This is a genomic window from Micromonospora sp. MA102, from assembly GCF_025460765.1.
Lineage (GTDB): Bacteria > Actinomycetota > Actinomycetes > Mycobacteriales > Micromonosporaceae > Micromonospora > Micromonospora halotolerans.
In genome coordinates this window covers 159,351-178,489 of sequence record NZ_JAMWEG010000008.1, presented here as the reverse complement: position 1 = coordinate 178,489, position 19,139 = coordinate 159,351, and the positions used below count along the sequence as shown (strand labels likewise).

The 19,139-nt window shown below is 70.9% G+C and carries 20 protein-coding genes; 17 read left to right on the top strand and 3 right to left on the bottom strand.

Features of this window, described 5'->3' with window-relative positions; translation table 11 throughout:
- Nucleotides 1–39: 39 nt before the first annotated feature.
- Nucleotides 40–2,151: a transglycosylase domain-containing protein gene (locus NFX44_RS18200; protein WP_262284749.1), complete on the top strand. Its 2,112-nt coding sequence runs from the start codon at nt 40–42 to the stop codon at nt 2,149–2,151.
- 3 nt (nt 2,152–2,154) lie between these two features.
- Here the strand turns inward: NFX44_RS18200 and NFX44_RS18195 are convergent, their stop codons facing one another.
- Nucleotides 2,155–3,624 (bottom strand): SDR family oxidoreductase, encoded by a 1,470-nt coding sequence (locus NFX44_RS18195; protein WP_262284748.1) that lies wholly within the window; start codon nt 3,622–3,624, stop codon nt 2,155–2,157.
- Between the two features lie 35 nt (nt 3,625–3,659).
- On the opposite strand from NFX44_RS18195, the gene glyA reads away from it, so the two are divergent.
- The 14 genes from glyA to NFX44_RS18125 all read left to right on the top strand — a co-directional run bounded on the left by glyA (nt 3,660) and on the right by NFX44_RS18125 (nt 15,706).
- A complete protein-coding gene (gene glyA / locus NFX44_RS18190) occupies nt 3,660–4,949 on the top strand; it encodes a serine hydroxymethyltransferase (protein ID WP_262284747.1) in 1,290 nt (429 codons plus the stop codon).
- On the top strand, nt 4,942–5,373 hold the full coding sequence (locus tag NFX44_RS18185) for a hypothetical protein (protein ID WP_262284746.1): 432 nt from the start codon (nt 4,942–4,944) through the stop codon (nt 5,371–5,373). Before glyA ends, NFX44_RS18185 begins: the two co-directional genes overlap by 8 nt.
- 175 nt (nt 5,374–5,548) lie before the next feature.
- Nucleotides 5,549–5,785: an AtpZ/AtpI family protein gene (locus NFX44_RS18180; RefSeq protein WP_262284745.1), complete on the top strand. Its 237-nt coding sequence runs from the start codon at nt 5,549–5,551 to the stop codon at nt 5,783–5,785.
- An 11-nt stretch (nt 5,786–5,796) separates the two neighbouring features.
- Complete coding sequence (atpB, locus tag NFX44_RS18175) at nt 5,797–6,594, top strand: F0F1 ATP synthase subunit A (RefSeq protein WP_107075721.1); 798 nt, start codon at nt 5,797–5,799, stop codon at nt 6,592–6,594.
- 68 nt (nt 6,595–6,662) lie between these two features.
- Nucleotides 6,663–6,899, top strand: a complete 237-nt coding sequence (locus tag NFX44_RS18170; RefSeq protein ID WP_151461930.1) for a F0F1 ATP synthase subunit C — start codon at nt 6,663–6,665, stop codon at nt 6,897–6,899.
- A 28-nt stretch (nt 6,900–6,927) separates the two neighbouring features.
- Nucleotides 6,928–7,467, top strand: coding sequence for a F0F1 ATP synthase subunit B (locus NFX44_RS18165; protein ID WP_262284744.1), 540 nt, complete (start codon nt 6,928–6,930; stop codon nt 7,465–7,467).
- Nucleotides 7,467–8,288, top strand: coding sequence for a F0F1 ATP synthase subunit delta (locus NFX44_RS18160; protein WP_262284743.1), 822 nt, complete (start codon nt 7,467–7,469; stop codon nt 8,286–8,288). The genes NFX44_RS18165 and NFX44_RS18160 overlap by 1 nt, the downstream gene beginning before the upstream one ends.
- 85 nt (nt 8,289–8,373) lie before the next feature.
- Entirely contained in the window at nt 8,374–10,026 is a 1,653-nt protein-coding gene (gene atpA, locus NFX44_RS18155) for a F0F1 ATP synthase subunit alpha (protein WP_262284742.1), read from the top strand.
- Between the two features lie 2 nt (nt 10,027–10,028).
- A complete protein-coding gene (locus NFX44_RS18150; RefSeq protein WP_262284741.1) occupies nt 10,029–10,958 on the top strand; it encodes a F0F1 ATP synthase subunit gamma in 930 nt (309 codons plus the stop codon).
- Nucleotides 10,958–12,394, top strand: a complete 1,437-nt coding sequence (gene atpD, locus NFX44_RS18145) for a F0F1 ATP synthase subunit beta (RefSeq protein WP_262284740.1) — start codon at nt 10,958–10,960, stop codon at nt 12,392–12,394. Before NFX44_RS18150 ends, atpD begins: the two co-directional genes overlap by 1 nt.
- Before the next feature lie 216 nt (nt 12,395–12,610).
- Nucleotides 12,611–13,753, top strand: coding sequence for an LCP family protein (locus NFX44_RS18140; RefSeq protein WP_262284739.1), 1,143 nt, complete (start codon nt 12,611–12,613; stop codon nt 13,751–13,753).
- Nucleotides 13,754–13,889: 136 nt separating this feature from the next.
- A complete protein-coding gene (locus NFX44_RS18135) occupies nt 13,890–14,168 on the top strand; it encodes a F0F1 ATP synthase subunit epsilon (protein ID WP_091318756.1) in 279 nt (92 codons plus the stop codon).
- A 12-nt stretch (nt 14,169–14,180) separates the two neighbouring features.
- Nucleotides 14,181–14,636, top strand: coding sequence for a DUF2550 domain-containing protein (locus NFX44_RS18130; RefSeq protein WP_262284738.1), 456 nt, complete (start codon nt 14,181–14,183; stop codon nt 14,634–14,636).
- A gap of 479 nt (nt 14,637–15,115) precedes the next feature.
- A complete protein-coding gene (locus tag NFX44_RS18125) occupies nt 15,116–15,706 on the top strand; it encodes a hypothetical protein (protein WP_262284737.1) in 591 nt (196 codons plus the stop codon).
- Between the two features lie 67 nt (nt 15,707–15,773).
- Here the strand turns inward: NFX44_RS18125 and NFX44_RS18120 are convergent, their stop codons facing one another.
- Nucleotides 15,774–16,193, bottom strand: a complete 420-nt coding sequence (locus NFX44_RS18120; protein WP_262284736.1) for a VOC family protein — start codon at nt 16,191–16,193, stop codon at nt 15,774–15,776.
- On the bottom strand, nt 16,169–16,741 hold the full coding sequence (locus NFX44_RS18115) for a cob(I)yrinic acid a,c-diamide adenosyltransferase (RefSeq protein WP_262284735.1): 573 nt from the start codon (nt 16,739–16,741) through the stop codon (nt 16,169–16,171). Before NFX44_RS18115 ends, NFX44_RS18120 begins: the two co-directional genes overlap by 25 nt.
- Between NFX44_RS18115 and murA the strand changes: the two genes are divergently transcribed.
- Nucleotides 16,740–18,179: a UDP-N-acetylglucosamine 1-carboxyvinyltransferase gene (gene murA / locus NFX44_RS18110; protein ID WP_262284734.1), complete on the top strand. Its 1,440-nt coding sequence runs from the start codon at nt 16,740–16,742 to the stop codon at nt 18,177–18,179. The genes NFX44_RS18115 and murA overlap by 2 nt on opposite strands.
- A 76-nt stretch (nt 18,180–18,255) precedes the next feature.
- Entirely contained in the window at nt 18,256–19,104 is an 849-nt protein-coding gene (locus NFX44_RS18105) for a 3-hydroxyacyl-CoA dehydrogenase family protein (protein ID WP_262284733.1), read from the top strand.
- Nucleotides 19,105–19,139 lie beyond the last annotated feature (35 nt).

Below are 19,139 nucleotides of genomic sequence, written 5' to 3'. Positions count from 1 at the left end.
TGAACGGGTCCGTACGGCCGGCTCCTGCGGGGAGAGCTGATGAACCGGGCCCATCTCGACAAGCTGTTCACCGTCCTGCTCGCCGGCGTACTCGCCGGGCTGGCCCTGGCCGCCGCCGCGCTGCCGGCCGCGCTGGTCTTCGGGCTCGGCTTCAAGAACCTCATGCCCTACGCCGCGCTGCCGGAGTCGTTGAAATCGCCGCAGCCGGCCCAGCGTTCCAACCTCTACGCCAGCGACGGCCGCACGCTGATCACCTCGTTCTACACCGAGGACCGCGTGGACGTGCCGATCGGGGAGGTGGCGCCGGTGATGCGGCAGGCCATCGTGGCCGCCGAGGACGTCCGGTTCTACCAGCACCACGGGGTCGACGTGCGCGGCGTGGCGCGGGCCTTCACGGCCAACCGGCGGGAGGGCACCCGGCAGGGCGCGTCCACGCTGACCATGCAGTACGTGCGCAACGCGCTGGCCGGTGACCCCCGGCTCACCGAGGAGCAGCGGGCCAGGGCCACCGAGATCACCGTCGGTCGCAAGATCCGCGAGATGCGGTACGCGCTGGCCCTGGAACGCCGGATCAGCAAGGACGAGATCCTCGGGCGCTACCTGAACATCGCCTACTTCGGCGCCGGCGCGTACGGCATCGCGGCGGCCAGCAAGCGCTACTTCTCCACCACGCCCGACAAGCTCACCCTGGCCCAGTCGGCGCTGCTCGCCGGTCTGGTCCGGTCACCCGACACCGACGACCCGATCAACGGCGACGCCGACTCGGCGCTGGGCCGCCGGACGTACGTGCTGGACCGGATGGTCGAGACCGGCCAGGTGACCGAGGCGGACGCCGCCCGGGCCAAGGGCGAGCAGCTCAGCCTCAAGCCCAGCGCCACCCCCAACGACTGCACCGCGGTGCCCGCCGCGCACAACGACTGGGGCTTCTTCTGCGACTGGTTCACCCAGTGGTGGAACGCCCAGCCCGCCTTCGGCAAGACCGCCGACGAGCGGCAGCGCACGCTGCGCCGGGGCGGCTGGTCGATCGTCACCTCGCTCGACGCGGACGTGCAGGCCAAGGCCACCGAGCAGGTGCAGCGGATCTATCCGAACACCAACCAGCGGGCCGCGCCGACCGCGGTGGTGCAGCCGGGCACCGGCCGGGTGCTGGCCATGGCGGTGAACCGTGCCTACAGCGTGGCCCCGAACCCGACGGCCGGGCAGAACTACCCGAACACGGTCAACCAGCTGGTCGCCGGCGGCGCGGGCATCGAGGGCTACCAGGCCGGCTCGACCTTCAAGCTCTTCGCCCTCCTGGCCGCCCTGGAGTCCGGTCTGCCGCTGAGCACCGAGTTCGACGCCCCCAGCGTCTTCGTCACCAAATACCCGATCGATGGTGGCCCGGCGAGCTGCGCCGGCCACTGGTGCCCGGAGAACGCCAACCCGGTGTGGATGGACGGCGACCGCACCATGTGGGACGCGTTCGGCCGCTCGGTGAACACCTACTTCGCCTGGCTGACCGAGCGGGTCGGCGCGGACCGGGTGGTGGAGATGGCCGAGCGGCTGGGCATCGTGTTCCGCTCGCCGGAGGACGCCAAGCTGGCCCGGGACGGCGCGAAGAACTGGGGGCCGTTCACCCTCGGGGTCTCCTCCACCACCCCGCTCGACCTGGCCAACGCGTACGCCACGGTGGCCGCCGAGGGCACCTGGTGCCGGCCCACCCCGATCACCTCGATCAGCGACCCGACCGGCCGGAAGGTGGCCGCCGGCGACCCGGACTGCCGGCAGGTGCTCGACACCGAGGTGGCCCGGGCGGCGGCGGACGCGGCCCGCTGCCCGGTCGGTGACCAGTCGATGTACCGCCGCTGCGACGGCGGCACCGCCGAGGAGCTCCAGCCCGGGCTGCGCCGGCCGCTGGCCGGCAAGACCGGCAGTTCCGAGCGGAACGCCACCGAGACCGTGGTCGCCTTCACGCCCCAGCTCTCCGTGGCCACGATCGCCGCGAACCCGGACAACCCCCGGGACGCCGTGGGCGGCGGGGTCCAGGTCCGCCAGATCGAGGCCGTGGGCCGCCTCCTCGCGTGGGCGTTGCGCGACCAGCCCGTCCTGGACTTCGTCCCGCCGAGCCAGACGGTGGCCTTCGAGCAGACCAGCCCGCGCACGGGCAACTGACAGTCAGCGGGGGCCGGGCCGCTCGGCGCCGCGGGCGATGTTGCGGGCCATGCCGCCGAAGACGACGGCGTGGAACGGGGCGACCGAGGCCCAGTAGAGGTGGCCGGGAAGGCCGTGGGGGAGGAAGACGGCGCGCTGGACGTACCGGCTGCTGCCGTCGCCGGCCGGCTCGACCCGCATCTCCAGCCAGGCGCGGCCGGGCAGCCGCATCTCGGCGCGCAGCCGCAGCAGCTCACCGGGGACGATCTCCTCGACCCGCCAGAAGTCCAGCGCCTCGCCGACCTGGAGGTGGTGCGGGTCGCGCCGGCCCCGGCGCAGCCCCACCCCGCCGATGAGCCGGTCCAGCCAGCCCCGCACCGACCAGGCCAGTGGGAACGAGTACCAGCCGTGCTCGCCGCCGACCCCCTCGACGACCCGCCACAGGGCCGCCGCCGGGGCGCCCACCATCCGTTCCCGCACATCGGTGTACGCCGTCCCGCCGGACCACTGCGGATCGCTGGGCAGCGGCTCGGCCGGTGCGTCCGGCCCGCTCGCGGTCGACCACCGGGTCTCGACCTGGCCGTCGCGGACCTTCGACAGCGCCAGGGCCACCGCCTCGTCGAAGCCGGTCAGCCCACCGGGCGGGTCGGGCACGTACCGGGCGATGTCGTGCTCGTGGGCGACGGCCTCGTGGACCAGGCTCTCCACCAGCGGCCGGGCGATCGAGTTCGGCACCGGGGTCACCCAGCCGACCCAGTGCGAGGAGAGCGAGGGGGTCAGCGGCCGCACCGGCAGGATGACCCGTCGGCGCAGCCCGGCGACCCGCGCGTACCGCTGCATCATCTGCTGGAAGGTGAGCACCTCCGGGCCGCCGATGTCGAACCCCCGGTTCACGTCGGGCGGCAGGTCGGCGCAGCCGACCAGGTAGCGCAGCACGTCGCGGACGGCGATCGGCTGGATCCGGTTGCGCACCCAGCGCGGGGTGACCATCGCCGGCAGCCGCTCGGTCAGGTGCCGCAGCATCTCGAACGAGGCCGAGCCGGAACCGATGATCACCGCGGCCCGCAGCACGGCCGTCGGCACCCCGCTGTCCAGGAGGATCCGGCCGACCTCCGCCCGGGACCGCAGGTGCGGCGACGGGACCTCCTGGTCCGGCGCCGGCTCCGGCCCGCCCAGATAGACGATCCGGCGTACGCCCGCGGCGCGGGCCGCGGCGGCGAAGTTGACCGCGGCCTCCCGGTCGGCCGCCTCGAAGCCGCGCTGGCCGAGCGAGTGGACCAGGTAGTACGCGACGTCCACGCCCTCGAACGCGGCCGACAGCGTCTCCGGTCGGCGCAGGTCCCCCTCGGCGATCTCCGCCCGGGACGCCCACGGCACGTCGCGCAGCCGCCCGGCCTTGCGGGCCAGGCAGCGGACGGTGTGCCCGTCGGCCAGCAGCCGGGGCGCGAGGCGGCCACCGATGTAACCCGTGGCGCCGGTGACGAGGCATCTCACGGCTTCCAGTCTGCGGCTCCGTAGACTCCTTCGCTGTGGAGAACGCGAGGAACACCTTCTGGGGGCCGGACTTCCAGCAGCTCAGCACCGTCGATCCGGAGATCGCCGAGGTGGTGCTGGGGGAGCTGGCGCGGCTGCGCGGCGGGCTGCAACTGATCGCCAGCGAGAACCTCACCTCGCCCGCGGTGCTGGCCGCCCTCGGCTCCACGCTGACCAACAAGTACGCCGAGGGCTACCCGGGCCGGCGCTACTACGGCGGCTGCGCCGAGGTGGACCGCGCCGAGGAGCTCGGCATCGCCCGGGCGAAGGAGCTGTTCGGCGCCGAGCACGCCAACCTCCAGCCGCACTCCGGCGCGAGCGCCAACCTGGCCGCGTACGCCGCCCTGGTGCAGCCGGGCGACACCGTGCTGGCCATGGACCTGCCGCACGGCGGGCACCTCACCCACGGCAGCCGGGTGAACTTCTCCGGGAAGTGGTTCCACCCGGTCGGCTACACCGTCCGGCGGGACACCGAGCTGATCGACTACGACGAGGTCCGCGACCTGGCCCTGGCCCACCGGCCGAAGCTCATCATCTGCGGCGCGACGGCGTACCCGCGGCTCATCGACTTCGCCCGGTTCCGGGAGATCGCCGACGAGGTCGAGGCCTACCTGATGGTGGACGCGGCGCACTTCATCGGGCTGGTCGCCGGCCGGGCGATCCCGTCCCCGGTCCCGCACGCCGACGTGGTCACCTGCACCACGCACAAGGTGCTGCGCGGCCCGCGCGGCGGCATGATCCTCTGCCGGGAGTCGCTGGCCGCCCGGATCGACAAGGCCGTCTTCCCGTTCACCCAGGGCGGTCCGCTGATGCACGCGGTCGCCGCCAAGGCGGTCGCCCTGCGCGAGGCCGCCCAGCCGGAGTTCCGGGCGTACGCCTCGCAGGTGGTCAGCAACGCCCAGGCGCTCGTCGACGGGCTGGCCGCCGAGGACATGCGGCCGGTCTCCGGCGGCACCGACACCCACCTGGCCCTGATCGACCTGCGCGACACCGGGGTGACCGGGGCGGCGGCCGAGGCGCGCTGCGACGCCGCCGGCATCACCCTGAACAAGAACGCCATCCCGTACGACCCGCAGAAGCCGATGGTCGCCTCCGGCATCCGGGTCGGCACGCCGAGCGTCACCACCCAGGGCATGCGCGAGGGGGAGATGCGCCGGATCGCCACGCTGATCGCGCGGGCGGTGCGCACCGACCCGGAGTCGGCCGGGGGCGCCGACGAGCTGGGCCGGATCGCCGGCGACGTGACCGAGCTGGTCGGGGCCTTCCCGGCGTACCCCCGTGGCTGAGCCGGGGACGCGCGCGGCGGAGGCGGTGGCGGACCGGGGGTGGCGACTGCGCCACCTGCCGGTGCTGGTGGTCGCCTCGGTGCTGATGGCCGCCGTGGCGGCGGTGGCCGGCGGGCTGGCCCGTGGCGCGGACGGCGCGCTCGGTGCGGCCGCCGGGGTGGCCGTCACGGCGGTCAGCTACACGCTCACCACGGTGGTGCTGGCCTGGGCCGACGCCCGGGATCCGCAGCTCGTGCTGCCGTTCGGGCTGGGCGTCTACATCGCCAAGATGACGCTGCTCGGCGGTGTGATGGTGCTTGTCGCGTCGACGGGCTGGCCGGGGCTGGTCCCGTTCGCCCTGGGCATCGCCGCGGGCGTCGTGGTCTGGACCGGGGTGCACATCTGGTGGCTGGCCACTGTGCACTCGCGCCGGTCGCCACGCTGATCCGTCCCATTCTCCGGACGGCACGCCGTGCTGTCCGCGATCGGTCATTCTCTCAGTGGCGGGAGGGGAGTAGCGTGCCCTCCAGACGACTTCGCCCACCCGTGTCCCACACAACCAGGTTGTGCGGGGGGTGAGGCACAGCCTCTTCGGCTCGACTGATATCGTTCGCCCCGTCATGGCCGGTGACCAGAAACCCCCCAGCGCTGGCGGCCCGGAGGACGTTCCGTCCGGTGCCGGCCAGGGTTGGACCGCGCTCAGCTACCTCATCGGAGGCATGCTCGTGTGGGGCTTCATCGGCTGGCTGGTCGACCAGTGGCTCGACCTCGGCGGCATCGCCACCGGGATCGGCGTCGTGCTCGGCATGGCCGGGGGAATCGTCCTGGTCGTCCGCCGACTCGGCACGCCTACTTAGGAAGGGACGCGGTGTTCGGACAGGCGAACGTCCTGGCAGCGGGCCAGGCGGAATTCCCACCCAGCGTGGAGGACTTCTACCTGCCCAGCATCCTGCCCTGGGGTGCGCACGACAACTACTGGTTCACCAAGATCACGGCCATGGTCTGGCTCGCCGTCGGCGTGCTGATCATCTTCTTCCTGGCCAGCTACCGGAACCCGAAGCTGGTGCCGACGAAGAAGCAGTGGTTCGCCGAGTCGATCTACGGCTTCGTGCGGAACAACATCGCGGTCGACATGATCGGGCACGCCGGGGTGCGGTTCGCGCCGTACTTCACCACGCTCTTCTGCTTCATCCTGCTGACCAACGCGTTCGCGATCATTCCGTTCTTCCAGATCTCGCCGAACTCGCACATCGCGTTCCCGGCCTTCCTGGCCGTGATCAGCTACGTGATGTTCAACTGGATTGGCATCCGGCACCACGGCTTCGTCAAGTACTTCAAGAACTCTCTGATCCCGCCGGCGCCCTGGTACATCCTGCCGCTGCTGATCCCGATCGAGTTCTTCTCGACGTTCCTGGTCCGGCCGTTCTCGCTGGCCGTTCGTCTCTTCGCCAACATGTTCGCCGGCCACATGCTCCTGCTGGTCTTCACCCTCGGCGGCTTCGCCATGATCAGCGCCAACGCCTGGCTGGCGCCGGTCTCGGTGCTGTCCTGGGTGATGACGATCGCGCTGACCTTCCTCGAGTTCCTGGTGATCTGTCTGCAGGCGTACGTCTTCACGGTGCTGACCGCCAGCTACGTGCAGGGCGCGCTCGCCGAAGAACACTGATCCACTCTTTCGCACCAACCGTTGTCGTCCCGCGTGACCGTCACGCGTGATAACCAGGAGGAACCGCAATGAGCATCCTTGCCGAGGTAACGGGCAGCACCGCTGCCATCGGTTACGGCCTGGCCGCCATCGGCCCGGGCATCGGCGTGGGCCTGGTCTTCTCGGCCTACATCCAGTCGACGGCCCGCCAGCCGGAGTCGTCCCGGATGACCCTCCCGTACGTCTGGATCGGCTTCGCCGTCATCGAGGCGCTGGCCCTGCTGGGCATCGCCTTCGGCTTCATCTGGGCCGGCACCGCCGCCTGATCCGCCCCCTCTGACCGGGAGGTTTCCCATGTACTTCCTCGCCGCTGAGGGTGGTGAAGCGGCCCACAACCCGATCATTCCCGCCTGGGAAGAGATCGTGGTCGGTGGCATCGCCTTCATCGTGCTCTGCTTCGTGCTGATGAAGTTCGTCTTCCCGCGCATGGAGCAGACGTTCCAGGCCCGGGTCGACGCGATCGAGGGCGGCATCAAGCGCGCCGAGGCCGCCCAGGCCGAGGCCAACCAGCTGCTCGAGCAGTACCGGGCCCAGCTCGCGGAGGCGCGTACCGACGCCGCCAAGATCCGCGACGACGCCCGGGCCGACGCCGAGGGCATCCGCCAGGACATCCTCGCCAAGGCGCGCGAGGAGTCCGACCGGATCATCGCGGCCGGCAAGGAGCAGCTCGCCGCGGAGCGGGCCACCATCGTGCGCGAGCTGCGCACCGAGGTGGGCACCATCGCGGTCGACCTGGCCAGCAAGATCGTCGGTGAATCGCTCGTCGACGAGGCACGTCGCAAGGGCACCGTCGACCGGTTCCTGAGCGGTCTCGAGAGCACGGGGGCCCGCTGATGCAGGCCGCCAGCCGGGAGTCGTACAAGGTCGCGGCGGACCGCCTCGACGAGTACGCCCGCGGCGCGGAGCCGTCGGCGGTGTCCACCACCGCCGACGACATCCTCTCCGTCGCCGCCCTGCTGCGGCGCGAGCCGCGGCTGCGCCGGGCGCTCTCCGACCCGGCCCGGTCCGGGTCGGATCGGGCCGGCCTGCTCGGCGAGATGCTCCGCGGCAAGATCGGCGCCGACTCGCTCGACCTGCTCGCCTCGCTGGTCTCCGGCCGCTGGTCGGCTCCGTCGGAACTGCTCGACGGCGTCGAGCGGCTGGGTGTCGAGGCGCTCCTGGCGAGCGCCGACAAGGCCGGCGAGCTGGGCGAGGTCGAGGACGAGCTGTTCCGTTTCGGGCAGGTCGTCTCCGGCTCCCCGGATTTGTCCAACGTGCTCTCCGACCAGATGGCCCCGGCCGCGCAGCGGGCCACCCTGGCCGACCAGCTGCTCGCCGGCAAGGCCCGGCCGATCACCGGTTACCTCGTCGGGGCCGCGCTCGCCGGCTTCGGGGGACGCTCCTTCACCGGAGCGCTCACCCGGCTGGTCGAGCTGGCCGCCGACCGGCGGGACCGCCAGGTCGCGTACGTGACCGTGGCGGCTCCGCTGGATGACGCGGAGGAGCGACGCCTGGGTGCCCGCCTCTCGGAGATGTACGGTCGGGAGGTGTCCGTCAAGCAGACGGTGAACCCCGACGTGCTCGGCGGGGTGAGTGTCCGGGTCGGTTCCGACCTGTACGACGGCACCGTCCTGCGCCGCCTGAACGAGACCCGCAACGCGCTCGCGAAGCGCTGATCAGCGACTGAGCAGCCCTGATTCGATGCCATCGGACCGGTCGGTACTAGGTATCCCGGGCCCCTGATACTTAAGGAAGCAGAGGATGGCCGAGCTGACCATCTCGACGGAGGAGATCCGCGGCGCCCTGGAGCGCTACGTCTCCTCCTACACGGCCGACGTCTCCCGCGAGGAGGTCGGCACCGTCGCCGACACCGGTGACGGCATCGCCCACGTCGAGGGGCTGCCCTCGACGAAGACCAACGAGCTCCTGGAGTTCGAGGACGGCACGCTCGGCGTGGCGCTGAACCTCGACGTCCGGGAGATCGGTGTCGTCGTTCTCGGTGACTCCGCCAAGCTGGAGGAGGGGCAGCGGGTCAAGCGCACCGACCGGGTGCTCTCCGTGCCGGTCGGCGACGCGTTCCTCGGCCGGGTGGTCAACGCGCTCGGCCAGCCGATCGACGGCCTCGGCGACATCGCCGACGAGGGCTACCGCGAGCTGGAGCTCCAGGCTCCGAACGTGATGTCGCGGCAGTCGGTCTTCGAGCCGCTGCAGACCGGCATCAAGGCGATCGACGCCATGACGCCGATCGGCCGGGGCCAGCGGCAGCTGATCATCGGTGACCGGAAGACCGGCAAGACCACGGTCGCCCTGGACGCCATCCTCAACCAGCGGGAGAACTGGCGCTCCGGCGACCCGAAGAAGCAGGTCCGCTGCATCTACGTCGCCATCGGCCAGAAGGCCTCCACGATCGCCTCGATCAAGGGCCAGCTGGAAGAGGCGGGCGCGATGGAGTACACCACCATCGTGGCTTCCCCGGCGTCCGACCCGGCCGGCTTCAAGTACATCGCCCCGTACACCGGCTCGTCCATCGGGCAGCACTGGATGTACGGCGGCAAGCACGTCCTGATCGTCTTCGACGACCTGAGCAAGCAGGCCGAGGCGTACCGGGCCGTGTCGCTGCTGCTGCGCCGCCCGCCGGGCCGCGAGGCCTACCCGGGTGACGTCTTCTACCTGCACTCCCGGCTGCTGGAGCGCTGCGCGAAGCTCTCCGACGAGCTGGGCGGCGGCTCGATGACCGGTCTGCCGATCATCGAGACGAAGGCGAACGACATCTCGGCCTTCATCCCGACCAACGTCATCTCCATCACCGACGGCCAGATCTTCCTCGAGACCGACCTGTTCAACCAGGGCGTCCGGCCGGCCATCAACGTCGGCACCTCGGTCTCCCGGGTCGGTGGCGCCGCGCAGGTGAAGCCGATGCGGAAGGTTGCCGGCTCGCTGCGGCTCAACCTGGCCCAGTACCGCGAGCTGGAGGCGTTCGCCGCCTTCGCCTCCGACCTGGACCGGGCCTCCCGGGCCCAGCTGGACCGCGGGTCCCGCCTGGTCGAGCTGCTCAAGCAGCCGAACTACTCGCCGTACCCGGTGCAGGAGGAGGTCGTCTCGGTCTGGGCCGGCGTCGAGGGCAAGCTGGACGACATCCCGGTGGGCGAGGTCCGGCGCTTCGAGTCGGAGTTCCTCCAGTACCTCCGGCACAAGCACGAGGGTGTCCTGGCCGGGATCGCCGACAACAAGTGGGACGACGACATCATCGGCTCGCTGGACTCGGCCATCACCGAGTTCAAGAAGGTCTTCCTGGGCAAGGAGGACGAGACCCGGCTCAACGAGGCCCCGGCCGCGCCGCTCGAGGGCGAGGAGAACCGCGAGACGGTGACCCGCTTCCGCGACGGCTCGACCGACCGCCCGGCTGAGAGCTGACGATGGCCGCGCAGGTTCGCGTTCTTCGTCAACGGATCCGCTCGGCGAAGTCGATGAAGAAGATCACCAAGGCGATGGAGCTCGTCGCGACGAGCCGCATCGCCAAGGCCCAGGCCCGGGTGGAGGCTTCGCTTCCGTACGCCAGGGCCATCACCGGCGTGCTCACGGCGCTGGCCTCGAACGCGCGGATCGACCACCCGCTGCTCACCCCGCGCGAGCGGGTGCGGCGGGCCGGCGTCCTGCTCGTCACGGCCGACCGTGGCCTGGCCGGTGGTTACAGCACCAACGCGATCCGGACCGCCGAGTCGCTGATCGCCCGGCTGCAGGCCGACGGCAAGGAGCCGGTGCTCTACGTCATCGGCCGCAAGGGCGTGACGTACTACCGGTTCCGCAACCGGGACATCGCGGCGAGCTGGACGGGCTTCTCCGAGCAGCCGGGCTTCTCCGACGCCCGCGAGGTGGGCGAGACGCTGATCAAGGCGTTCACGGCCGGCGCGGACGACGCGGAGGGCAACGCCGGGGCGGACGGGGTGCTCGGGATCGACGAGCTGCACATCGTCTACACCGAGTTCAAGTCCCTGATGACCCAGACGCCGGTCGCGAAGATCATCGGCCCGATGCAGGTCGAGGACCGGCCGCGGTCCGAGGGCCTGCTGCCGGCGTACGAGTTCGAGCCGGAGGCCGAGGCGCTGCTCGACGCGCTGCTGCCGAAGTACATCAACACGCGGATCTACGCGGCGTTGATCGAGTCGGCGGCCAGCGAGTCGGCGGCCCGGCGGCGTGCGATGAAGAGCGCCACCGACAACGCCGAAGAGATGATCGAGAAGTACACGCGTGAGATGAACACGGCCCGCCAGGCCGGGATCACCCAGGAGATCAGCGAGATCGTCGGCGGCGCGAACGCGCTGGCCGCGTCGGGAAGTGAAGTGTGATGACTGCCCCAGTAGAGACCAAGACGGCCACGGGTCGCGTGGTCCGGGTCATCGGCCCGGTCGTCGACGCCGAGTTCCCGCGCGACGCCATGCCGGCCCTGTTCAACGCCCTGCACGTGGACGTGACGCTCTCCGGCGGCCAGAAGACGCTGACCCTCGAGGTCGCCCAGCACCTGGGTGACAACATGGTCCGCGCCATCTCGATGCAGCCGACCGACGGCCTGGTCCGCGGCTCCGAGGTCCGGGACACCGGCTCGCCGATCACCGTGCCGGTGGGCGACGCGGTCAAGGGCCACGTGTTCAACGCGATCGGCGAGGTCCTGAACCTCACCGAGGGTGAGACGCTCACGCCGGACGACCACTGGGGCATCCACCGCAAGGCCCCGGCCTTCGCGGACCTGGAGCCGAAGACCGAGATGCTGGAGACCGGCATCAAGGTGATCGACCTGCTCGCCCCGTACGTCAAGGGCGGCAAGATCGGTCTGTTCGGCGGCGCGGGCGTGGGCAAGACGGTGCTCATCCAGGAGATGATCACCCGTGTCGCCCGGAACTTCGGTGGTACCTCGGTCTTCGCCGGCGTGGGTGAGCGCACCCGTGAGGGCAACGACCTCATCGCCGAGATGACCGAGTCCGGCGTCATCGACAAGACCGCGCTGGTCTACGGCCAGATGGACGAGCCGCCGGGCACCCGGCTGCGGGTCGCTCTCTCCGCGCTCACGATGGCGGAGTACTTCCGCGACGTGAAGAAGCAGGAGGTGCTGCTCTTCATCGACAACATCTTCCGCTTCACCCAGGCCGGTTCCGAGGTCTCCACGCTGCTCGGCCGCATGCCGAGCGCCGTGGGTTATCAGCCGACCCTGGCCGACGAGATGGGCGAGCTCCAGGAGCGGATCACCTCCGTCCGGGGCCAGGCCATCACCTCGATGCAGGCGATCTACGTGCCCGCCGACGACTACACCGACCCGGCGCCGGCCACCACGTTCGCCCACCTCGACGCGACCACCAACCTGGAGCGGTCGATCTCCGACAAGGGCATCTACCCGGCCGTGGACCCGCTGGCGTCCTCGTCCCGGATCCTCGCCCCGGAGTTCGTCGGCCAGGAGCACTTCCAGGTCGCCACCGAGGTGAAGCGGATCCTGCAGCGCTACAAGGACCTGCAGGACATCATCGCCATCCTCGGCATCGAGGAGCTCTCCGAGGAGGACAAGGTCACGGTGGGCCGGGCCCGCCGGATCGAGCGCTTCCTGTCGCAGAACACCTATGCCGCCGAGCAGTTCACCGGCGTGCCGGGCTCGACGGTTCCGATCAAGGAGACCATCGAGGCGTTCAAGAAGATCAGCGAGGGCGAGTACGACCACTTCCCCGAGCAGGCGTTCTTCATGTGCGGCGGTCTCGAGGACCTGGAGAAGAAGGCCAAGGAGCTGATGGAGGGCTGAGAGCCCGCTCACACTCCACGGAGGCCGCCCCGACATGTGTCGGGGCGGCCTCCGCCTGTTGAGGGCCCCTCGTCACCAGCTGCCCGGTTCGCGGGCGGGCGGTTCCCCATACCGCGCGGTACCGTTCGTGACACGACGTTCACATCATGGGCGTTGATCCCTGCAACGAAACGGATCCGCCCGCCCGTCTACCAGTCGTGGGCGTGACGATGGGAGATGCTCGTGGGTAAGGGCGGCACGGACCGCGGCAAGCGGGCCCGGTGGCGTGGCGTGCCGCGGTGGGCCCGGGTCTGCACCATCCTCGGCGTCGTCATGATGGTGCTCAGCGGCTCCGTGCTGGTGGGCTACCACGCGCTGGTCGCCCGATACGAGGGCGCGGTCGGCAAGGGCGACCTCTTCGGTGACCAGGCGGCCGGGGCCAAGGAGAAGAAGAGCGACATCAAGGGCCCGTTGAACATCCTGCTGGTGGGCATCGACCCCCGCAACGCGAAGGCCCGCCCGCTCGCCGACTCGATCATGATCCTGCACGTGCCGGCCGGCATGGACCGGGGTTACCTCTTCTCACTCCCGCGCGACCTGAGGGTGGAGATCCCCGAATTCAGCAAGGCCGAATACGACGGCGGCACCGACCGGATCAACGCCGCCATGTCCCACGGCAGCGCGGTGCCCGGGCGGAACCCGAGCGCCGCCCAGGGCTTCGAGCTGCTCGCCACGACGGTGCAGCAGGTCACCGGGATCGAGCGCTTCGACGCCGGGGCGATCATCAACTTCACCGGCTTCAAGAAGATCGTGGACGCCATGGGCGGCGTCGACATGACCATCGAGCGCGAGGTCAAGTCCGAGCACATGCAGCCGGACGGCACGCCGCGCCAGCTCAAGGCGGGCGGTGGGGGCTACCTCGGCCCGCAGGCCGTCTACAAGAAGGGCAACGCCCACCTCAAGGGCTGGCAGGCGCTGGACTACGTCCGGCAGCGCTACCCGAAGAACGGCGTGCCGGACGCCGACTACGGCCGGCAGCGGCACCAGCAGCAGTTCGTCAAGGCGATGGTCAGCCAGGCGTTCAGCGCCGACGTGGTGGCCAACCCGGTGAAGCTGGACCGGGTGCTCCGCGCGGCCGGCCAGTCGCTGGTCTTCAACGGCCGGGGCAACGGCGTGGTCGACTTCGCCCTCGCCCTCAAGGGCATCCGGGCCGACTCGATCGAGACGATCAAGCTGCCCGGCGGCCCGGTCGAGACGAGCCGGGGCTACCAGGGTGAGCGCCTGCTGCCGCCCGCCGAGGACTTCTTCGCGGCCCTGCGCAACGAGCAGGTCGACGCGTTCCTGCTGGAGCACCCGGACTTCGTGCAGAAGAGCAAGTAGCGTGAGCGCCAACGGGCTCCGGCGGGTGCCGGGGCCGGTTGGCGTGACCGTGGCGCAGCTCTCGCCACCCGCGTTGGGTGGGCTCCGGGGGCGCGACTAGACTTTCGGCAATCCGCCGCCGCAGCAAGGAGACAGCGTGGCACAGCAGCTTCACGTCGAGCTCGTAGCCGTCGAGGAGAAGGTCTGGTCCGGCGAGGCCGAAATGGTCGTCGCCCGCACGACCGAGGGTGAGCTGGGTGTGCTGCCGGGGCACGCGCCCCTGCTCGGCCAGCTCGCGGAGCCCAGCCAGGTACGCATCAAGCAGGCCGGCGGCGAGCAGCTCGCGTACGACGTGGCGGGCGGGTTCCTGTCGGTGTCCGGTGAGGGCGTGACCGTCCTCGCCGAGAGCGCCACCCCGGCTACTCCGGCCCGCTGAGCCGACCCGCCGATGGAGATCGTGGAAGGGATCGGAATCGGCGTCGCGGTCATTCTCGCGGCGCTTCTGATCCTCTTCATCCGGCGGGCCCTGTTCACCCGCAGCGGAGGCATCATCCGGCTCAGCGTCCGGGTGTCCACGATGCTCGACGGCCGGGGCTGGTCACCCGGCTTCGGCCGTTTCGTCGGCGACGAGCTCCGCTGGTACCGCATGTTCAGCTTCGCCCTGCGCCCCAAGCGGGTGCTCTCCCGTAAGACCCTCGCGGTGGAGCGGCGCCGGCTGCCCGAGGGCCAGGAGCGGCTCTCCATGCCCGCCGACTGGGTGATCGTGCGCTGCACCAGCGACCACGCCCCGGTCGAGATCGCGATGGCACGGTCCACGGTCACCGGATTCCTCTCCTGGCTCGAGGCCGCCCCACCCGGGGCGGCCTCGCCGCGTCTGGCCTCCCAGGACTGGCCCGCCGCCTGACCCGCAACCCGGTAGAGCACGAACCGGACATTTCCCAGCCCTCTGCCCGCTCCCGCGCTCGTCGTGCGTCGCTCCCGTGCGAGCTGTCCGGTTGCGGATTCGTCGAGTGGAACGTCATGGGTGTCTCCGGGGTCCGGACGCACCCACGGTGTGCCACCGACTGACCGGCGCCGGGCGGTCTGTCCGTTTCGCGGGTGGTCGGCGGCACTCCGGTGGCGGAATGGCGGGCGGGTGGGGGTCGTTGTATCCCGGTGAACGGCCGAGGAAGACGCCCCGCCAGGCGGGGTGGCCAGGCCCGGAATGATGGTGGGCCGCCGGTCGTTGTACATGGTCCCGGCGCCGCGACGTGGCTCTGCCCCGCGCACCGGATGACCCCCTGAGACTTTCCCCCCTTGAGCGCCTGACGGTGCTTGCGCACATCCGACAGCCGACCCCCCGTCGGTGGGATGTCGCGCCAACCCCCGAATGGAGCTACCCCCATGAACACGATGCTGCGTAAGAGCGTGCTGGGTATTGCTGGTCTGGCCTTCACCGGCGGCGTCTTCGCCGGTCCCGTCGCCGCCCACGCGGCCGAGCCGGTGGACAGCACCAAGCCGGTCGCGGTGGCGGTGCAGGCCGACAAGCCGGACACCGGCAAGCTGATCCCGCACGGTGTGCAGGGCGCCCAGTCGAAGATCACCCTGAACGACGAGCAGACCGCGAACGCCAAGGCGATCATCGCGGCGACCAAGAAGGCCGGCCTGCCCGAGCGGGCGGCGGTCATCTCGATCGCCACGTCGCTGCAGGAGTCGAAGCTGGAGAACCTCGGCCACCTCGGCGACAAGAACGACCATGACTCGCTGGGCCTGTTCCAGCAGCGCCCGTCCAGTGGTTGGGGCACGCCGGAGCAGATCACCGACCCCGAGTACGCGACCCTGGCGTTCGAGAAGGGCCTGAAGCAGGTCGACGGCTGGCAGGACATGCCGCTGACCGAGGCCGCCCAGACCGTGCAGGTGTCGGCCTACCCCGACGCGTACGCGCAGTGGGAGCAGCAGGCCGCCGACATCGTCGCCCAGTACTGGAACAGCTGACCTGAACAACGCGCTGGCCGGCATCCCGAAGACGGGGTGCCGGCCAGTGGCGTGTCCGGAGCGTATTTCAGCCCACGCCGGCGACCAGCTCGACCTCGTACCCCTGGGTGTCGGACAGGTAGGCGGCGTAGGTCTGCGGGCCGCCCGCGTGCGGGTGGCGGTCCGGGAACAGCAGTTCCCAGCCGTGCCCGGGCGCGGCGGCGACCAGCCGGTCCACGGCGGCCGGCGGGCCGGCGTGGAAGGCCAGGTGGTTGAGGCCCGGCGCGCACCGGTCGTGCGCGCGCCCGGTGAGCGCCGGGGACTCCTCCAGGACCAGGTAGGTCGGGCCGAGCCGCCAGGACCGGCCGGCCGGCCAGTCCTGGTACGGCGTCCAGCCCAGCTCGCCGAGTAGCCAGCCCCAACTACGCCTGCCAGCGGCGAGATCGGGTACCCAGACCTCCACGTGGTGCAGCGCGCCGACGGTCAGCGCTTCCCGCCCGGCACCCATAGCACATCCCCATCCGGATTTGCCGTTCTTGACAGGATAAAGAGCAGATCGGAGAGCCGGTTGAGATACTTTGCCGGGAGCGTGCTGGTCCGGTCCGGGTCGTGCGTGACCAGCGCCCACGCCGCACGCTCGGCGCGCCGGGCGGTCGTCCGTGCCACGTGCAGCAGTGCCGCGCCAGCGGTGCCGCCGGGGAGGATGAAGGAGTCGAGCTTGCTCAGGCGCGCGTTGAACTCGTCGCACCAGCCCTCGAGGCGCTCCACGTACTCCTCGGTGACCCGCAGCGGCGGGTACTTCGGGTCCGGCTCCACCGGCGTCGCCAGGTCCGCGCCGACGTCGAACATGTCGTTCTGGATCGACTCCAGCACGGCCCGCAGCTCGTCGGGGAGCTGCCCCAGGGCGAGCGCCACGCCGATCGCGGCGTTGCACTCGTCCACGTCCGCGTACGCGGCGATCCGCGGATCGGTCTTCGGCACCTGCTCGTTGTTGCTCAGCCTGGTCATGCCGGCGTCGCCGGCCTTGGTGTAGATGCGCGTGAGGTGGACGGCCATGACGCACAGCCTACGGATACCGGACCTGACGATCCCGGCGCGGCCGGCCCGCACCGCCTGGCCGGCGGGGGTCGGGCCGGGCGATGCCGGCGACCCGGCGGTCAACGACGTCGACGTCATCCGGGTGCCCGGTGAGGCCCGGCTGGCCGGCACCGTGCACGTGGTCGGGGCGAAGAACTCCGCGTTGAAGCTGATGGCGGCGGCACTGCTCGCCCCGGGACGCAGCGTGATCACCAACGTCCCCCGGATCACCGACATCGCCATCATGGGCGAGGTGCTGCGCCGGCTCGGCTGCGCCGTACGCTTCGCCGCCGACGACCCGGTCGACCCCATGGTGGCCCGCGGCGGGGTGGAACGGTCCCGGTCGGTGGTGATCGACGTGCCGGAGCAGCCGGGCGCGGAGGCCGACTACGACCTGGTCCGCCGGCTGCGCGCGTCGATCTGCGTGCTCGGTCCGCTGCTGGCCCGCCGGGGCTACGTGCGGGTGGCCCACCCCGGCGGGGACGCCATCGGCTCGCGCGGCCTGGACATGCACATCGCCGGGCTGTCCCGGATGGGCGCGGAGATCTCCGGCGAGCACGGCTTCGTCATCGCCGAGGCCCCCGACGGGCTGTACGGCGCGGACATCCTGCTGGACTTCCCGAGCGTCGGCGCCACCGAGAACCTGGTGATGGCGGCGGTGCTGGCCCGGGGCACCACGACGATCGACAACGCGGCGCGGGAGCCGGAGATCGTCGACATCTGCACCATGTTGAACCGGATGGGCGCCCGGATCGAGGGGGCCGGCACGTCGACCCTGCACATCGTCGGGGTGCCCGAGCTGCGCCCGGTGCGGCACGCCACCGTGGGGGACCGGATCGTCGCCGGAACGTGGGCGTTCGCGGCCGCGATGACCCGCGGCGACGTGACCGTGACCGGTGTCGATCCAGCCTACCTGGAGGTCGCGCTGGACAAGCTGGTCTCGGCCGGCGGCCTGGTGGAGACCCGGGGCGGCGCCTTCCGGGTACGCATGGACGACCGGCCGAAGGCCGTCGACGTGGTCACCCTGCCCTTTCCGGGCTTCGCCACCGACCTGCTGCCGATGGCGATCGGGCTGGCCGCGGTCAGCGACGGCGGCTCGCTGATCACCGAGAACATCTTCGACGGCCGCTTCATGTTCGCCAACGAGATGATGCGGCTCGGTGCGGACATCAAGACCGACGGGCACCACGCCCTGGTGTGCGGCCACGAGCGCCTCTCCGGCGCCCCGGTACGCGCCACCGACATCCGGGCCGGCGCCGGTCTGATCATCGCCGGGTTGTGCGCCGACGGCGTCACCGAGGTCTCGCACGTGCACCACGTGGATCGCGGCTACCCGGATTTCGTGGCCGACCTGCGGGCCCTCGGCGTGGAGGTGGCGCGCGGGACGGCCCCCGAGGAGCCCGACCTCGCCATCTGAGGGGACGGCCTTAGCAGTCGTTCAGCCTCGCGGATAGGGTGCTGGCAGACACTCATTCGCAGCGAGGGAGAAGCAGATGGCGGGTCGACTCGCGGTCGTCGGTGCCGGGTTGATGGGCTCGGGCATCGCCCAGGTGGCGGCGCAGGCGGGCTGGCAGGTGACCCTGCGCGACCTGGACGACGCGGCCACCAAGCGGGGCGTCGACGGCATCCGGAAGTCGCTTCAGAAGTTCGCCGAGAAGGGGAAGATCGAGGCGTCCGAGGTCGAGGCGACCCTGGCCCGGATCACGCCGACCACCGAGCTGGAGGCGGCGGCCGACGCGGACATCGTCGTCGAGGCGGTCTTCGAGAAGATCGAGATCAAGCACGAGGTGTTCCGCGCGCTGGACAAGATCTGCAAGTCCGACGCGGTGCTGGCCACCAACACCTCGGCCATCCCGGTCACCCAGATCGCCACCGCCACCGAGCGCCCGGAGTCGGTCGTCGGCACCCACTTCTTCTCGCCGGTGCCCATGATGAAGCTCTGCGAGCTGGTCCGGGGCTACAAGACAAGCGACGCGGCCCTGGCCACGGCCAAGGCGTTCGCCGAGGAGATCGGCAAGACCGTCGTGGTGGTGAACCGGGACATCGCCGGCTTCGTCACCACCCGGCTGATCTGCGCCCTCGCCATGGAGGCGGTCAAGCTGGTCGAGTCCGGCGTGATCTCCGCCGAGGACCTGGACACGGCGTGCAAGCTGGGCTTCGGCCACGCCATGGGCCCGCTGGCCACGGTCGACCTGACCGGCGTGGACGTGCTGCTCAACGCCAGCAAAAACATCTACACCGACACCGCCGACGAGAAGTTCTTCCCGCCGGAGCTGCTCCAGCGCATGGCCACCGCCGGCGACCTGGGACGGAAGACCGGCCAGGGCTTCTACAGCTACTGATCCGTGCGCGCGTGACGCCCCCGGCCGCACCGGTC

Excerpts from the sequence above, each read along its gene's own strand:
- NFX44_RS18200 (WP_262284749.1), top strand. The coding sequence starts at position 40 with ATGAACCGGGCCCATCTCGACAAGCTGTTCACCGTCCTGCTCGCCGGC.
- NFX44_RS18180 (WP_262284745.1), top strand. The coding sequence starts at position 5,549 with ATGGCCGGTGACCAGAAACCCCCCAGCGCTGGCGGCCCGGAGGACGTT.
- NFX44_RS18170 (WP_151461930.1), top strand. The coding sequence starts at position 6,663 with ATGAGCATCCTTGCCGAGGTAACGGGCAGCACCGCTGCCATCGGTTAC.
- NFX44_RS18165 (WP_262284744.1), top strand. The coding sequence starts at position 6,928 with ATGTACTTCCTCGCCGCTGAGGGTGGTGAAGCGGCCCACAACCCGATC.
- NFX44_RS18160 (WP_262284743.1), top strand. The coding sequence starts at position 7,467 with ATGCAGGCCGCCAGCCGGGAGTCGTACAAGGTCGCGGCGGACCGCCTC.
- atpA (WP_262284742.1), top strand. The coding sequence starts at position 8,374 with ATGGCCGAGCTGACCATCTCGACGGAGGAGATCCGCGGCGCCCTGGAG.
- NFX44_RS18150 (WP_262284741.1), top strand. The coding sequence starts at position 10,029 with ATGGCCGCGCAGGTTCGCGTTCTTCGTCAACGGATCCGCTCGGCGAAG.
- atpD (WP_262284740.1), top strand. The coding sequence starts at position 10,958 with ATGACTGCCCCAGTAGAGACCAAGACGGCCACGGGTCGCGTGGTCCGG.
- NFX44_RS18140 (WP_262284739.1), top strand. The coding sequence starts at position 12,611 with ATGCTCGTGGGTAAGGGCGGCACGGACCGCGGCAAGCGGGCCCGGTGG.
- NFX44_RS18130 (WP_262284738.1), top strand. The coding sequence starts at position 14,181 with ATGGAGATCGTGGAAGGGATCGGAATCGGCGTCGCGGTCATTCTCGCG.
- NFX44_RS18125 (WP_262284737.1), top strand. The coding sequence starts at position 15,116 with ATGAACACGATGCTGCGTAAGAGCGTGCTGGGTATTGCTGGTCTGGCC.
- NFX44_RS18120 (WP_262284736.1), bottom strand. The coding sequence starts at position 16,193 with ATGGGTGCCGGGCGGGAAGCGCTGACCGTCGGCGCGCTGCACCACGTG.
- murA (WP_262284734.1), top strand. The coding sequence starts at position 16,740 with ATGACGCACAGCCTACGGATACCGGACCTGACGATCCCGGCGCGGCCG.
- NFX44_RS18115 (WP_262284735.1), bottom strand. The coding sequence starts at position 16,741 with ATGGCCGTCCACCTCACGCGCATCTACACCAAGGCCGGCGACGCCGGC.
- NFX44_RS18105 (WP_262284733.1), top strand. The coding sequence starts at position 18,256 with ATGGCGGGTCGACTCGCGGTCGTCGGTGCCGGGTTGATGGGCTCGGGC.